13 protein-coding genes, 1 tRNA gene and 1 pseudogene are annotated in these 14,756 nt (G+C 39.0%); 7 read left to right on the plus strand and 8 right to left on the minus strand.

Translation table 11 applies throughout. The annotated features are described in order from the left end of the window. Positions 1–38: 38 nt before the first annotated feature. From PN471_RS04575 to PN471_RS04585, 3 genes are all read left to right on the plus strand, one after another. Positions 39–1,322, plus strand: a complete 1,284-nt coding sequence (locus PN471_RS04575; RefSeq protein ID WP_271775844.1) for an aspartate aminotransferase family protein — start codon at positions 39–41, stop codon at positions 1,320–1,322. A 347-nt stretch (positions 1,323–1,669) separates the two neighbouring features. Then, complete coding sequence (locus tag PN471_RS04580) at positions 1,670–2,020, plus strand: histidine triad nucleotide-binding protein (RefSeq protein WP_027403240.1); 351 nt, start codon at positions 1,670–1,672, stop codon at positions 2,018–2,020. A 232-nt stretch (positions 2,021–2,252) separates the two neighbouring features. Next, positions 2,253–3,383 (plus strand): aldo/keto reductase, encoded by a 1,131-nt coding sequence (locus PN471_RS04585; protein WP_271775845.1) that lies wholly within the window; start codon positions 2,253–2,255, stop codon positions 3,381–3,383. 84 nt (positions 3,384–3,467) lie between these two features. Here PN471_RS04585 and PN471_RS04590 read toward each other — a convergent pair whose 3' ends face one another. After that, positions 3,468–5,354, minus strand: a complete 1,887-nt coding sequence (locus PN471_RS04590; protein WP_271775846.1) for a cation:proton antiporter — start codon at positions 5,352–5,354, stop codon at positions 3,468–3,470. Between the two features lie 219 nt (positions 5,355–5,573). Between PN471_RS04590 and PN471_RS04595 the strand changes: the two genes are divergently transcribed. Both PN471_RS04595 and PN471_RS04600 read left to right on the plus strand, forming a co-directional pair. Continuing rightward, positions 5,574–5,646: transfer RNA gene (locus PN471_RS04595), tRNA-Glu, on the plus strand. A gap of 500 nt (positions 5,647–6,146) precedes the next feature. Then, positions 6,147–7,811 (plus strand): ABC1 kinase family protein, encoded by a 1,665-nt coding sequence (locus PN471_RS04600; RefSeq protein WP_271775847.1) that lies wholly within the window; start codon positions 6,147–6,149, stop codon positions 7,809–7,811. A 246-nt stretch (positions 7,812–8,057) separates the two neighbouring features. Here PN471_RS04600 and PN471_RS04605 read toward each other — a convergent pair. Both PN471_RS04605 and PN471_RS04610 read right to left on the minus strand, forming a co-directional pair. After that, positions 8,058–9,194: pseudogene (locus PN471_RS04605) on the minus strand (GAF domain-containing sensor histidine kinase); the annotation flags it as partial. A gap of 380 nt (positions 9,195–9,574) precedes the next feature. After that, positions 9,575–9,910: a ribbon-helix-helix domain-containing protein gene (locus tag PN471_RS04610; protein WP_193896654.1), complete on the minus strand. Its 336-nt coding sequence runs from the start codon at positions 9,908–9,910 to the stop codon at positions 9,575–9,577. A gap of 328 nt (positions 9,911–10,238) precedes the next feature. Between PN471_RS04610 and PN471_RS04615 the strand changes: the two genes are divergently transcribed. After that, positions 10,239–10,757, plus strand: a complete 519-nt coding sequence (locus tag PN471_RS04615) for an HNH endonuclease (protein ID WP_193896652.1) — start codon at positions 10,239–10,241, stop codon at positions 10,755–10,757. A 59-nt stretch (positions 10,758–10,816) separates the two neighbouring features. On the opposite strand, the gene PN471_RS04620 is transcribed toward PN471_RS04615, so the two are convergent. Both PN471_RS04620 and PN471_RS04625 read right to left on the minus strand, forming a co-directional pair. Beyond that, entirely contained in the window at positions 10,817–11,638 is an 822-nt protein-coding gene (locus PN471_RS04620; RefSeq protein ID WP_193896650.1) for a polysaccharide deacetylase family protein, read from the minus strand. A gap of 478 nt (positions 11,639–12,116) precedes the next feature. Beyond that, positions 12,117–12,257: a hypothetical protein gene (locus PN471_RS04625; protein ID WP_193896648.1), complete on the minus strand. Its 141-nt coding sequence runs from the start codon at positions 12,255–12,257 to the stop codon at positions 12,117–12,119. On the opposite strand from PN471_RS04625, the gene PN471_RS04630 reads away from it, so the two are divergent. Then, entirely contained in the window at positions 12,249–13,100 is an 852-nt protein-coding gene (locus PN471_RS04630) for a universal stress protein (protein WP_193896647.1), read from the plus strand. The genes PN471_RS04625 and PN471_RS04630 overlap by 9 nt on opposite strands. A gap of 402 nt (positions 13,101–13,502) precedes the next feature. Here the strand turns inward: PN471_RS04630 and psbM are convergent, their stop codons facing one another. From psbM to PN471_RS04645, 3 genes are all read right to left on the minus strand, one after another. After that, the gene (psbM, locus tag PN471_RS04635; RefSeq protein ID WP_015079946.1) at positions 13,503–13,607 is read right to left on the minus strand and encodes a photosystem II reaction center protein PsbM; all 105 of its coding nucleotides are present in this window, start codon (positions 13,605–13,607) and stop codon (positions 13,503–13,505) included. A gap of 87 nt (positions 13,608–13,694) precedes the next feature. Then, positions 13,695–13,991, minus strand: a complete 297-nt coding sequence (locus tag PN471_RS04640) for a 2Fe-2S iron-sulfur cluster-binding protein (protein WP_271775848.1) — start codon at positions 13,989–13,991, stop codon at positions 13,695–13,697. A gap of 134 nt (positions 13,992–14,125) precedes the next feature. Then, the gene (locus tag PN471_RS04645) at positions 14,126–14,263 is read right to left on the minus strand and encodes a photosystem II reaction center protein K (RefSeq protein ID WP_006195022.1); all 138 of its coding nucleotides are present in this window, start codon (positions 14,261–14,263) and stop codon (positions 14,126–14,128) included. Positions 14,264–14,756 lie beyond the last annotated feature (493 nt).

Genomic DNA, 14,756 nt, shown 5'->3' on the forward strand with positions numbered 1-14,756 from the left:
TAGAGTATTACGATACAAGCTTTTCAGGAGTAGCGGTAGTGAGCGTGCAAACTCTAATTGAACAAGCCACGAACCCCCCGGAGTCAGGTATTATGCCATCTACACCTTTTGATGTTGATAGCTTTGATGGGGCTGTCATGTCTACTTATGGACGGTTTCCTTTGGCTTTAGAACGGGGTGCTGGTTGCCGTGTTTGGGATAGTCAGGGCAATGAATATCTGGATTTTGTCGCGGGTATTGCCACTTGTACTCTAGGACACGCCCATCCAGCAATGGTAGAGGCTGTAACTAGACAAATCCAGAAATTGCATCATGTTTCTAATTTGTACTATATTCCTGAACAGGGTGAGTTAGCGAAATGGATTGTTAATCATTCCTGTGCGGATAGAGTATTTTTCTGCAATTCTGGTGCTGAAGCCAACGAAGCAGCCATTAAACTAGCGCGGAAATATGCCCACACCATCCTAGAAATTGCCCACCCGATCATTTTAACTGCCCATGCCAGTTTTCACGGACGGACTTTAGCCACCGTGACTGCCACTGGACAACCAAAGTATCAAAAGCATTTTGATCCCTTAGTTCCTGGTTTCCACTATATAAATTACAACGATATTAGAGCAGTGGAAGCCGCTGTTACTGAATTAGATGAAGGTAATTATCGGGTAGGGGCAATTTTAATTGAACCATTGCAAGGGGAAGGTGGCGTTCGTCCTGGGGATATTGCCTACTTTAAGCGGTTACGGGAGATTTGCGACGAAACCGGTATTTTGTTGATTTTTGATGAAGTACAGGTTGGAATGGGACGCAGTGGCAAATTATGGGGTTATGAACATTTGGGAGTAGAACCAGATATTTTCACCAGTGCGAAAGGTTTGGGCGGTGGTATTCCCATCGGTGCGATGATGAGTAAGAAATTCTGCGATATTTTCCAACCAGGAGAACACGCAAGTACATTTGGCGGTAATCCCTTTGTTTGTGGTGTGGCGCTGAGTGTGTGTGAGACTTTGGAAAAAGAGAATATTTTAGAGAATGTCAGAGAACAGGGCGCACATTTACGAGAAGGATTAAGAGCGATCGCTCGTCAATATCCTCAGCATATCTCAGAAGTGCGCGGTTGGGGTTTAATCAACGGCATGGAAATCAAAGCCGATATTCCTTTAACGGCCCCTGAAGTCGTCAAAGCTGCTATGGACGCAGGTTTATTACTTGTTCCTGCAGGTCCTAAAGTCGTGCGGTTTGTTCCTCCTCTCATTGTCACAGATGCAGAAATCAAGCAAGCATTAAAAGCTGTAGAAAAGGCATTAGCTAAACTGACAGCTTAATTCGTAATTCGTAATTTGTAATTCGTAATTTCAAGAATTATCAATTACGAATTTTTTATCTTGATAAATTTAAACATATCAATTAGGGAAAAGTTTATCAGTTGTAGCATTACCTTTTCAAACATCCTCTAAACCACACTCTTGTTTCTCTCTTCCTTTGCGCCTCTGCGTGAGATAAAAAAATGTAGTTCATTTTAAAAAAACGCTAAAAAGCTTAGACGCGCTCCATGCCATTCCTAGTGTGGTTTTAGTGTGTCTCGTAATAGGTTAATCTAGTTCATAGGGGTTTCTTTGATTGTGTGGTAACTTTCTATGAAACTCTTTAACAAATGAGTAAGTAAAACTGCATGAGTCCAAATACAGAAACCATTTTCAGCAAAATCATTCGTAAAGAAATTCCCGCGAATATTGTTTATGAAGACGATTTAGCCCTAGCCTTTACAGATGTTAACCCCCAAGCACCAGTTCATATCCTCGTTATTCCCAAAAAACCCATAGTCAGCCTCGCTACCGCTGAACCAGAAGACGCAGCACTTTTAGGACATCTATTATTAACAGTTCAGAAAGTTGCAGCAGCAGCAGGACTAGAAAACGGTTATCGCGTCGTTATGAATACTGGCGCTGATGGTGGACAAACAGTTCATCACCTACATATACACATCCTTGGTCGTCGTCCTATGTCCTGGCCTCCAGGTTAACCTGAGTTCGGAGTTTCTCCTTCAAAGACGCTACGCGAACGGAGTTATGATTTTTAAGAGGGAGAGAATAAGGGTTTGAGACTTATACTTGGGGCAGTTTTCCAAAAATTATCCTATGTCGAACTCAGGTCAGGTTAACTATAGCGTTTCCCGGTTATGCACAGAAATCTGTTTTCTGTGCTATTTTTACGGATTCAACAGACAAATAATTGTTGGCTTTGTTAGTTACTATATGCAATATCGTCGTTTTGGTAAAACTAATTTATATCTTTCTGTTTTTTCTTTGGGAACAATGCGCTGTTTAACTGATAGCGAGAATGTCCAACAACTTCTAGAAAAAGCTTTATCTTTAGGAATTAATCATTTAGAAACTGCTAGAGGTTACGGTGAGAGTGAAGCATATTTAGGTAAAGCGATAAAAGCTGGTTTATCAGTACCTCGCAGTCAAATTCACATGACTACCAAAATTTCCCCGACACCTGATGCTGATTCTATGAGTCGGGATATTGATGAATCTTTAAATCGCTTGAATTTAGATTATCTGGATTGTTTAGGAATTCATGGATTAAATACTTGGCAACATTTAGAATGGGTACAAGCTAAAAATGGCTGTATGCAAGCTGTTGAGGAAGCTATTAATGATGGGAGAGTGCGACATATTGGTTTTTCCACTCACGGTTCATTAGATGTAATTTTAGCAGCAATAAATACAAATCTTTTTGAATTTATTAATCTCCATTATTACTATTTTTTTCAACATAATGCCCCCGCCATTCAGTTAGCAAAAGAGAAAGATATGGGCGTTTTTATTATTTCTCCTGCCGATAAAGGCGGAAAATTATATACTCCACCCCAAGCTTTAAAAGAACTCTGTCACCCCTTGACACCATTAGATTTAAATTATCGGTTTTTGCTGAGTGATCACCGCATTCATACTTTGAGTATAGGACCAGCAAAACCAGAAGAGTTAGTAATATCTCCAGAACTTTTTGATCATGAAAATGAATTAACAAAAGCCGAAATTGATATTTTTGAAAAATTAGAAAATCAGCAAAATCATGTCTTATTAACCGATAAATGTAGTCAATGTTATGCCTGTTTACCTTGCCCAGAAAATATTCATATTCCCGAAGTTTTAAGATTACGAAATTTAGCCGTAGCTTATGATATGACAGATTATGGTAAATATCGTTATGGAATGTTTGAAAATGCCGGACATTGGTTTCCCGGAATGAAAGCCAACCGTTGTACAGAATGTGGTGATTGTTTACCCAAATGTCCAGAAAATTTAGATATTCCCACCTTACTAAAAGATACCCACGAAAGATTACAAGGAAAAGCAGGAAGAAGATTATGGGGATAAACTATTGAATCTTAAAATTGCACATTTAGGTATAGGAAAAGTCGGAAATTTCTTTCTTCTGACTCCTGACTCCTGACTTAAAATCTAAACTTGTTTAACTTTTACTTCCTCAACCTCTGCCAAAGTTTCCATAGTTAACGGTGTAGATTGACTAGCGCCAGAGAGAAGTTTTAACAAATTAGGACGGGCATCATATAATAGATAGATAATGCGATCGCCTATTTCCCACTGTTGGCTTGCAGACATCACCTGTAACCGTTCTTCTCGTTCCAACAATAGTGGTACTAAAATCCCCTCTCGAATTTTTTCTTGGATATGTTCTTGTTGAGAGTCAAATTCCGCCGCATTTAGTGTCGTTGTTCCTAATTTCACCTGTCCATTCATCAAATATTCATTCCAAGTTTTTACCGCTAAATCAGAGACAAAAGCTTGATCAACCTTACTATTAACCAAAGGAGAACCTTGGGGATGATGGGGAAATATAGCTAAAACCCGGGGAGGATTAAATTCCTCAGCAGCCCGTTGAGCTAAGACAAAATTCACCTCACCATTGCTAGTAATGGCTAAAAAAGTCCCCATCGAACCAATACCAGCTTCTTCCAGTATTTCCCCATCTAAAGCACTACTGGCAATCACCCGCAAATTTTGGGCTTCAGCCTGAGCCAACCGTTCCGGGTCAGTATCAATCATCACCACACTTTCTCCCCGTTCTTGAAAAAAGCGGGCAATTAATAAACCCAGGGGGTTACAGCCGACAATTACCGCCCCAGTTGCATCTTTAGAAGTAATTCGCAAACATTTAACCAACCAGCCAGCGGTTAAACCTTGGCAAAAAACCGTCATAATAATTGTCAAAAACACCAAAGCTTTAATCGAATCACCACCATTCACGCCCCGCTGGGTCAGTAAAATCGCAAATAAAGACGCTACAGATGCGGAAACTATACCTCTGGGTGCAACCCAACTTAAAAATAGTTTCTGTCGCCAATTTAGATCACTATTCCAAGTACACAAAATAATGTTAATGGGGCGAACGACAAACATTAACACCAAAACCGTGAATAAACTCCCCCAACCTAAAGCGAAGACACTGGCAATGGATAAATCAGCCGCTAGGAGGATGAATAATACAGAAACGCTGAGAATTGTCAGTTGATTTTTAAAGCTTCGCAATAACCGCTCTTCGGGAACTGAGGAGTTAGCAAACACCGCACCTGCTACTACTGTGGTCATAATTCCTGATTCAGAGCGAATCATTTGCGCTAGGGCAAACAACACCCATAAAACCGCCAGTACAACCAAATTTTTCAGTTCAAAAGAGATGAAATTGGCGCGTTTGAACATCCAACTCATCAAGTATCCACCAACGCCACCAATGCCCGCACCCACAGCGAAACGTAAAATTAGACCAATAATGGCATTAATTGGGTCCCTATCGCCGTTTAAAATCGTATCCAGGACAACGTAAGCCAGGATAGCTCCCACGGGATCTATTAAAACTCCTTCACCTTCTAATAGCGTTGCGACTTGTCTATCTACGTTAATTTGTTGAATTAATGGACCAATTACGGTCGGTCCGGTGACAACAACAATGGACGCATAAAGCACTGCTATATTCCAGGGAAACTCCCCTAGCCAGTGCGCGGCCAGACTTCCCCCTAGTAGGGTGATTAGAGTTCCCAAGGTGACGAGTAACTGGAGACTGAGGGAAACTTTGCCCAACTCCTGTCGATCTAATTTGAGTCCTCCTTCAAACAAAATGATTGCTGTTGCTAGGGAAACAATCACTTCTAATCCTGTTCCTAGTAAATGGGGTTGTAATATTCCCAGCCCGTCTTTCCCTAACAGGATGCCTAATAGGAGTAGTAACACGATACTAGGTAATTTGAAATATGCAGCCATTACCTGGGCGGTAATGCCTGCAAAAACAGTGATCACCATCTGGAGGGTGATTTCAAAAGGTGCTTCCATGTTGTAGATTTTGAGCCATTGATTTCAAAATCCTCTCTAAAGAATCATAAACATTAAGTTTACAAAAATTGTAGTCTGATTATTTCTTTTGGCAAAAGGCAAGGGGCAACAGCTAGATATTCGTCCTACCCCTTGATCCTACGGCTAAAAAAAATCTTTCCAAAACCTCTTGACATTCTCAAAAAAACCCGCTATATTGTTGAAAGTGAAGAGAAACAAGCCCCCATCGTCTAGAGGCCTAGGACACCTCCCTTTCACGGAGGTAACAGGGATTCGAATTCCCTTGGGGGTACTATCAAAGGGATAGAAAAAGAGTAAAATTCTTTTTCTGTCCCTTTTAACATTTCTGTAGTTCTTTTATAGTGATACAAACGCAGGAATAAATATTTCCAATCTTAATAAATTTATCCTCACGCAAAGGTGCAAAGGTAAGGAGTTTAAACATTAAACTAGGAAAATTCTATACTGAATATGGCTTTGCCATGCGGGCTGTCTGGGAAAATTAAGGATTATATTCAAATTTGTTTGGCGATCGCTACTAATGTCACAATTCAATAACTATAGTTAAACTATAGGCTTACGCACTGACCAAGTTTACCAAATATGTAATGTGGATTTTATCTGTTGGGGGGTGCGTCAGACCCGATAATTTGACAAAAAACAAATTTCCTCTATCTGACACACCCTACTCTGATAAGAATAAATTAAGTGATATGGAATGGAAGTCCCTACGGTTTAAAAAAAGTTATTATAGGAAATCAATCATGCAGACATCAATTTTTGTTTATATTTATGATGGCAAGGTCTAAAAAGTTTCGTTGGCAAAAAACTAAGTATTCTACCTTAGCCCGAAAAACAGACATTTTCAGGGCTGCGGCTAAATTTATGTTATTTCTGTGGTGGGATAGTATTTTTCCTCAAGATTCTTTAGAACATAAGAAAAACCGCGCTACTTGGTTGGTGAATACTTTAATTGATTTAGGTCCTACTTTTATTAAAATTGGTCAAACTTTGTCCACTCGTGCCGATTTATTGCCCTTAGAATATATAGAAGCTTTGGGAACTTTACAGGATCAGGTTCCGGCTTTTAGTAGTCAAGAAGCAATTAAGATGATTGAATTAGAATTAGGTAAACCTGTCCAATTTATCTATAAAGAATTTGATTTTAATCCTTTGGCTGCTGCTAGTTTAGGTCAAGTTCATAAGGCGAGATTATACTCTAATGAAGAGGTGGTTGTTAAAGTCCAACGTCCCGGTTTAGATGCTTTATTTAATTTAGATTTTAAAATATTATTACAGTTAATTAAGTTTGGCAATAAATATTTTGCTGGAGTAAGAAAGTATAATTTACAATCAATTTACAATGAGTTCTTTGATTTGCTGTTTCAAGAAATTGATTATATTCAAGAGGGGAAAAATTCTGATAAATTTAGAGAAAATTTTCGTGGATATCCGCGAATTATTGTTCCTAAAGTCTATTGGCAATATACAACGACCAAAATATTAACTTTAGAATATAAACCAGGAATTAAAATCAATGATAAGGCGGCTTTAGAAGCTTGTGGAATCAATATTCACCAGGTAAATGAAACGGGGATTTGTTGTTATCTAAAGCAACTATTACAAGATGGTTTTTTCCAAGTTGATCCCCATCCAGGGAATATGGCTGTCAATTCAGATGGGAGTATTATCTTCTATGATTTTGGCATGATGGCAGAAGTCGGAACTTTGAATAAGGAGGAGATGATTAAAACTTTTTTTGCTATTTTAAAAAAGGATAGTAGTGAAGTAGTAAATACTTTAATGAGGATGGGATTACTTGAACCGATCCCAGATATGACTCCAGTCAAAAGATTAGTCACATTTCTATTAGATAAATTCACCGATAAACCTTTAGATATTAAAGCATTGAGTCAGGTAAAAATTGAGCTTTATGAAATGTTTGAACAGCAACCATTTCGCTTACCTGCTCAAATGACATTTATTTTAAAAGCCATAACTACATTGGACGGTATTGCGAGAACTTTAGAGCCTGAATATAATCCTACAGTATTATCCCAAACATTTATCAAAAGTCTAGCAGTCACAAAAAGTAAAGGAAACACTATCGCTCAATTAAGCCATCAAGCTAGGGATTTTATTCAATATCAACTGACAAAACCGAATAAAACCGCAGTTTTAGTCAAAAAATTAGAGGAAAGAGTTGAAAGGGGAGAGTTACAATTAAGAGTTAAAAATGTTGAAAGCGATCGCCTATTAGGACGAATTTATCTGGCCATCAAAACCTTAATTTATGCTTGTTTAACAGGATTTAGTCTCTTGACGGGATTAATCTTAATTATCGCCAAGTATCATAGTTGGGCGATCGCCATTTTTTGTCTATGTGCTTTTTGTCTATTTTTGTTGGTAAAATCCCTCATAAAATTAACAATTATCGAGAAAATAGGCAAAAAGTAAGTAGCTAGTACCGCAAGGCGTTCGTCAAAAGTCAAAAGTCAAAAGTCAAAACTAATACTGAGCAAGCTTTTTGGCGATTGATAATGGTTGATTTATTTACGCCGTGTTGTACTAGGTAAAGATTTAGGTCTAATGTCCTCCCTCTTCCTTCTTCCCTTCTCCTTCTTCTTTTTCTTTTTTCCGACTCCTGACTCCTGACTCCTGACTCCTGACTCCTCCCATATCAGTTAACTGGGGGAAGGATAAAGGAAACGTGAGCGTAAAAGTAATTTCACTGAGTTGAGAATTGAGGATAGGAATGCTCTCCACAGTAATTACACCATTGAGATGTTGCACTAAAGACTTCACCAAAGCCAGTCCTAAACCAGTTCCGGGAATCCAGCGCCCTTTACCACGCCGAAATTTATCGAATATATAAGCCGCTTCTTCTCCAGATATTCCCTGTCCGGTATTTGTTACCTTAATAATGACCTGATCGAGTTTCCCTGTAATTTGGGGAGTGACTTGTACGCGGACGATTGTATCATGCTCCGAGTATTTACAGGCATTGGTTAATAATTCTTGTATAATTCGGTCGAAACTCTCGACTTCTGTTGGCAACTTTATCGGCTGACTCGGTAATTCTACGGCAATACTTAATTCTTTATCTGTAAGTTGCTGATCAAAGGACATGAGGAGGGTGTGAATTTTAGCATTTAAGTCTAGACCTTCAAATTGCGGTGATTCTTGATGAGATTCTAGTTTTTGCAGGGTTAACAGGTCGTTGATTAAGTTAATTTCTTTAGTACATTCTGACTCCAAGATGTTTAAATATCGGTCTTGACGTTCTGGGGATATTCCTGGTAAACGTAAATTATGGATAGACATCAGCATATTTGTCAGAGGACAGCGCAAGCGATCGCTAATATTGCTGACAAATTCATCTTTAAGTTCATTTAATTGTTGTAGTTGTTCTACGTATTGCCTAGTTCTTTCATACAATTTCGCTTGAACTTCCAAACTACGCTTGAGTTCTTCAGTCCATTCATCTGCTAAAGTTTGCACTTGTGGCAATGTTTGGGGTTGAATAACAGCATCACTTAGTTGAGCGCAAAGCATTTCTATTAAATTTAAGTCTGCTGTTTCCCAATTACGAGTAGTTGCTTGCTGTAAAACTACAAATCCTAAAACCTTACCTTGACTTTCTAAGGGCATTAATATCCCATGAGGAAACTCCTTAATGGCAGATAAAGAAGCAGAATTACTAGTATTTTCATCTTCACAATTATTAGTCATGATTGGCTTTCCTGGATATGTAAACAGAAGTTTTTTTGTCCATGTTCCTACTAAATTTGCCTTAACATTGAGTATTTGCTGCTGGGGAGGTTTTCTAAATAATGGATCTCACAAACTAACTAATAAGTAGGTGAACACAATAAAACCAATCTGTGTAAAGAAAAGCCAAATCGCCCAACCCATCTTCACTCTTGCCTCTTGCCTTTTGCCTTGCCATAACGACGATTTTCAACGCTAACCTACTTAGTGATAGTGAAAATAATATTTGAAAATTTGATCTTGTGCGAGTCTGGCATTTAGCTTATCCTGCCTCTAACTAGATATAAACCGTAATTACTCTATAATTAACCTAGAAATATCAACTTTTACATCCGAATTAACACGGGAAACCTGACCTGATCCGTACAATTGTCTTAAATAAATCTAAAAATTAGTATTTTACCCAGTTACTAAGGTAGCGGCTGGGCAAAATTAACTAAAACTGCCGACTAATCAACCAAACTCTTCAGACTCAGAGGAACTATATCACCATTCCTAGTCAGTCCTAATAACATTGACTGTTGCGATTCAATTAATTTACCTGTAAGTACACAGCGGTCATCTTGTTGTGCTACAGCAGCAATACTAGCGCGAATATCAGATTTAGAAAAACGGGGTTTCCATTCACCTGATTTTTGCTGGATATAATTCCAAAGGATATCTCGAATTAAAGACTGATATCCCTGATTGCCAGCTATATCTTTGAGTTTCTCCTTCAGTTCCCGTTCTAGACGGATACTGGTAACTTCCATATCAGTTGTTGGGGTGCGTGTAATGATCTGCATGATTTTTTCTCCTTATAGGTATAGACAGGATAGTAATACAAGTGTAGTATGTTTAAAGGAATGTTCAATAAGTGAAATTTTCTGTGAAATCCATTTATCCCATCTCCACGTCTTCACAAGCAACCCAATGCCTCGGCAGTTGGGAATTTGCTGCTGGGAACGTGGAGAATTTATTTATGGGCGAGGATAGCCAATATCAAGGGCAAAAAATAAAAGGTACAAGCAGAAAAATGCTGTACCAAAATAAGACGAAAAACCATCAGGTCAATTGTTAACCCCCGCAATGTTTCCGACAGAAAGTGGGGGTTTTTTTATAAGGAGTCAGGCTGTGACAAGCGCAATCCAAGTATTAGAGCAATCTGTGGTCGTGTTTTCCCAGAATTACTTGCCACTGTGTCGGGTAAATGTCAAGCGGGCGATAGTGTTGCTGGTCAGCAATAAAGCTGAACCATTAGAATTTTCTACAGAAGGCGGTTGGTTAATTCACTCATCCAGATTCGTCCTCTCTGTACCCAAACACATTCGCTTAAAAGTTGCGGCAACGGAACGAATGTGGAAAATCCCCCCAGTCAATCGTCGGGAGGTTTTACGACGAGATCATAGTAGTTGTCAATATTGCGGTACTAACAAACATCTCACCCTAGATCATGTCATTCCCCGATCCAAAGGCGGCCGACATACTTGGGATAACGTAGTCATAGCTTGCGAAAAATGTAATTCTCGCAAAGGTGATAAAATCCCGGCTGAAGCTGGGATGCTTTTACGGAAATTACCTAAAGCACCTGTTCACCCGACCGTGACATTTGCTGAGAGGTTTTGGATGGATATGCAAGCAACCCTGGAATAAGAGGAAGGACGGGGACTTATGCCAAATTTTTTTCATCTAAAATCCAAAATTCCCCGTCATTAATGCATTTCTAAAAGTTCAGGAACTGTAACCAATCGGTAGCCTTGCTGTTTGAGTCCGCTGATGATTTCTGGCAAGGCTTTCACGGTTCTTTCACGATTCCCGCCACCATCGTGCATTAAGACAATAGCCCCTGGTTTAGCATCTCTGAGAACATTTTTCACAAATACTTGATATTTTGCCCGCGGATCGGTGTCTGCCGAAGTCACTGACCATAAGACAACGGAGTTTTTTTGGCTTTTAGCATAAGCAGCTAATCCGTTGTTTAAATAGCCTCCTGGGGGACGAAAAAAAGATGTTTTGACACCTGTAGTTTGATAAATTAATTCATTTGTTTTTTCAATTTCACTTTTGGCTGTAGCTTCATCCATCTTTCGATACCAATGATGCCAAGTATGATTACCAATAGCGTGACCTTCAGCGACAACTCGTTTACCAATTTCGGGGTTTTCTTGTAAAGCACTTCCTACCCAAAAGAATGTAGCTTTTACCTGATTTTGTTTGAGGATATCTAACATTTCTGCGGTGGTTTTTGGCCAGGGACCATCATCAATTGTTAAAGCAATGACTTTCTCTTTGTTGCTAGGCGCGACTTTAGAAACGGTTTTTGCCTGATATTTAGCAGGAACGGTAAAATTCAGGGTTTCAACTTTAGCTGGTAGTTGTGATTTGAGATTCACTTGATTGTTAGGAATGGCAACTTTTAAAGACTCGCTATTGATTTTTAGTTGAGGTGTATTTTGGTTGCTGCTACAAGCGTTTAAAGATAATACTATTGTGGCAATGCTAATTATTTTTATGGAATTATAATTTGGGGACATAAAGTTAAAGCTCTCTACGGAAAATCGTCGTTATGGGAAGGCAAGAGGCAATCATGCAAGAAGCAAGAGTGAAGAGGGTTTGGGCGATTTTACTTTTCTTTACACAGATTGGTTTTATTGTGTTCACCTACTTGTATTGTTTAGAGTTTCAGTCAAAAAAAAGATGTTTTTAAAAGATGCGTAGATCGGAAAAACAGTGTTATTATTTATATCTCGAGTTTAAAAATATGAGTTTTTTCTGTTCCCTGTTCCCTTGTCATCACAATAATTTTTAATGTCCACCTACTTAACTTAAATTAAAAAAAATTAATATAGATTACAAATGATAACCAACATCAGATTTTATTAATTTTATCGGACACAATTAGCTGTATGCTTAATGATAGGCAACCTAGTTGTCACTTCACGTAATTAGGCATACAAAAACTTAACATTAATAACTCTTTTGCTTGTTGGTATTAGTTTTGCTGCTAATCAGTTAATTTATGCCTAAATACTCAACTTGGTTATTTAGCACATCATGAAGAATATTCTGATCGCTTGCCTGACGCAGCCATAGCTCAATACTAGCAGCAAAAACCACAAAAACCTTCACGACAAAGACGGAAAAATGATCCAAAAAATTTTGTTGGCTGTCTCCGGTTTGGGACACGCGGAAGAAATGCTCAAGAACTTGAAAGAACTCCCTTCATTTCGAGGCGCAAAAGTCACCGTTCTCCACGTTGTTACTCCACAAAGCACCGCGTCTGTAATGACGGACAAATGGGAAGAAGGGGGCAAAATTCTGGCTAAGGCTATTCAATATTTAAACTTAGACCCCAGCCAAGTTTCTTCGATTTTACGTCAAGGTGATCCCAAGGATGTGGTTTGTCAAGTCGCTGACGAAATGGCAGCTGATTTGATTATTATGGGTTCACGGGGGATGAAGCGACTACAATCAATTTTCTCTAATTCTGTCAGTCAGTACGTTTTTCAATTATCTTCCCGTCCCATGTTGCTGGTGAAAGATGACATTTATGTCAAGAACATTAAGCGCGTTATGGTGGCAATGGATAATTCTGATGCTGCTAAAAATTGCTTAAATTTAGCTTTGTTCTTACTCCGGGGTGTTACGGGCGGACAATTGGTTTTAGCTAATGTTAATGCAGATTTAGGTGGTAAATTATCAGGTATTACTGACCTCAAACCAGAGAAGAATTCTGTTTTGGGAATGGCTTTAGCAGAAGCTGAGAGACAATCTGTAGCTGTGCGTTGTGTTACTAGCAGTGGTAAACCAGGAGAAGAAATTTGTCGTTTAACCAATGAGTTGAATATAGACTTATTATTGATTGGTTCTCCGGACCGTCGCCCATCTATTGCTAAGAGTTTTGTTGATATAGATCGGCTAATTGGCTCATCTTTATCTGATTATGTTCGTGTTAATGCTACCTGCCCGGTGCTTTTGGCACGTACTACTGGGTAGTGTCTTCGTATTAGCAAGCCCTAATAGGGTTTGCTGATAGCGAAGCGTGGCGTAAGCCATAAAATTTGTCTGTGAGAGCTAGGAGTCAGGAGTCAGGAGTCAGGAGTCAGAATTAGCAGAAGAGAAGAATACTCTTGAATTTGGTCAAGTGATAGGGTTTTGGTAGTTTCAACGCTTATTCCTGGCACTTGTTTCACCTTTTTTACTTTCAAACTCTTGATATATCTCAGTTCTAGGTTTATATTGCTAACGCCACGCTACGCTATCACCAACCCCTAAATAAAAACCCCTGCACTATATTTAGTTTAGGGGGGTTTTTATTTTATAGACCAGATATTAACTGTCTTTTCCACCGATTTTAAATTGCTCACAAAAGCTAATAGCTGTTCGCAAAGCTGTCAATTAACCTTCAGTCTTGGAGGTTTGGATGTAAAGCATGATCAAAAACACCGCGGGTACTAATACGAACAAAATGCTCGCTACGAAACCCAAATCATTAACTTGCATAGCAAGATAGCCTTTTGTGTAATTTCGAGTCAACTATTCCAGAATAGCATCATAGATGACAGAGTGAAGCCAAATCTTTTATTGGCTTTAAGGTTTGGTGATGACGCTAACAGGTCCGTTCACTAGGGTTTGACAAGCTAGACGGTAGTTGTCAGGCTTGTTTTTGAATTTGCGGTTTTCTAGTTCCGTGCGGGGAGATAGGTTTTCTAGTCCTTCGACAATTTGGACAACACAAGTGGTACATTGTCCAGCGCCTCCGCAATTGGTGATTTTGCTGAAAAATTTATAAATATCAATGCCATTTTCTACGGCTTTTAGTCGAAGATTAGCACCTTTGGCGACGACTATTTCTCGATTCTCTTTGACAAATTTGATGTTTCCCATAGTAGATTGCTGGTGATTGAGGATGTGACTGGATTAATTATATTGATTTATTGCAGAATATTAAGAAATATTAATTCTACCAAAAAAATAGGACAGGTGGATGTTACCTGTCCAAAAAGTTGGAGATGGGTAATTTATCTGAAGCCCACTGCTGCTTGCCAAACAAAAGCAAGTAACAAGAAGAAGACGGGAATCACAGGTAATACATCTACCAAGGGGTCGAAGATTTGGTAAGCTTCAGGCAATTTTGCTAGTAATAGTGCTGCTTCCATGTTTGTTTAAATCCACCTAATAATCAAATACAGCTTTTATATGCGAGATGTATTTTAACATGGTTCGGTCATCCAATTTTGGATTTTGGATTTTGGATTTTGGATTGGCAAGGATTCAGGTGGGGGTAAGCTGTTGTGCATTTAGTTTGTATAATTCTAGCGGGCAAGATGCCCGCACCACAAATGCGATCGCGAAGGGCGACCTAGGAATCGCCTATGCCAGTTCATTCCTCGCCATCGCTCTTGTTCTCCTCCTTATTTATTAAGGGTTTTACGTTAAGTTGGCACCAATGAGCTTTTGCTTTACCCCTACCATATATCGAAGTTAAGGTGATTCATATTGACTTCATATCAGTGACGTACTCCACACACTCCCTTTCAGGTGAGTGTGGGCTTCTCAGTGACTCCTCTATGAGGACATTAACTGAGCTTTAAGACCGTGCGCCCCACGGTTCTTTGGTTTTGAGATTTGTTTTTTGTTTTGTAGGCTGCA

The sequence above is a fragment of the Aphanizomenon sp. CS-733/32 genome, from assembly GCF_028330045.1.
GTDB lineage: Bacteria > Cyanobacteriota > Cyanobacteriia > Cyanobacteriales > Nostocaceae > Dolichospermum > Dolichospermum gracile.

Bases quoted from the DNA above. Each gene is read 5' to 3' on its own strand.
- PN471_RS04580 (WP_027403240.1), top strand. From the start codon at position 1,670: ATGAGTCCAAATACAGAAACCATTTTCAGCAAAATCATTCGTAAAGAA.
- PN471_RS04585 (WP_271775845.1), top strand. From the start codon at position 2,253: ATGCAATATCGTCGTTTTGGTAAAACTAATTTATATCTTTCTGTTTTT.
- PN471_RS04590 (WP_271775846.1), bottom strand. From the start codon at position 5,354: ATGGAAGCACCTTTTGAAATCACCCTCCAGATGGTGATCACTGTTTTT.
- PN471_RS04600 (WP_271775847.1), top strand. From the start codon at position 6,147: ATGATGGCAAGGTCTAAAAAGTTTCGTTGGCAAAAAACTAAGTATTCT.
- PN471_RS04610 (WP_193896654.1), bottom strand. From the start codon at position 9,910: ATGCAGATCATTACACGCACCCCAACAACTGATATGGAAGTTACCAGT.
- PN471_RS04620 (WP_193896650.1), bottom strand. From the start codon at position 11,638: ATGTCCCCAAATTATAATTCCATAAAAATAATTAGCATTGCCACAATA.
- PN471_RS04630 (WP_193896647.1), top strand. From the start codon at position 12,249: ATGATCCAAAAAATTTTGTTGGCTGTCTCCGGTTTGGGACACGCGGAA.
- psbM (WP_015079946.1), bottom strand. From the start codon at position 13,607: ATGCAAGTTAATGATTTGGGTTTCGTAGCGAGCATTTTGTTCGTATTA.
- PN471_RS04640 (WP_271775848.1), bottom strand. From the start codon at position 13,991: ATGGGAAACATCAAATTTGTCAAAGAGAATCGAGAAATAGTCGTCGCC.
- PN471_RS04645 (WP_006195022.1), bottom strand. From the start codon at position 14,263: ATGGAAGCAGCACTATTACTAGCAAAATTGCCTGAAGCTTACCAAATC.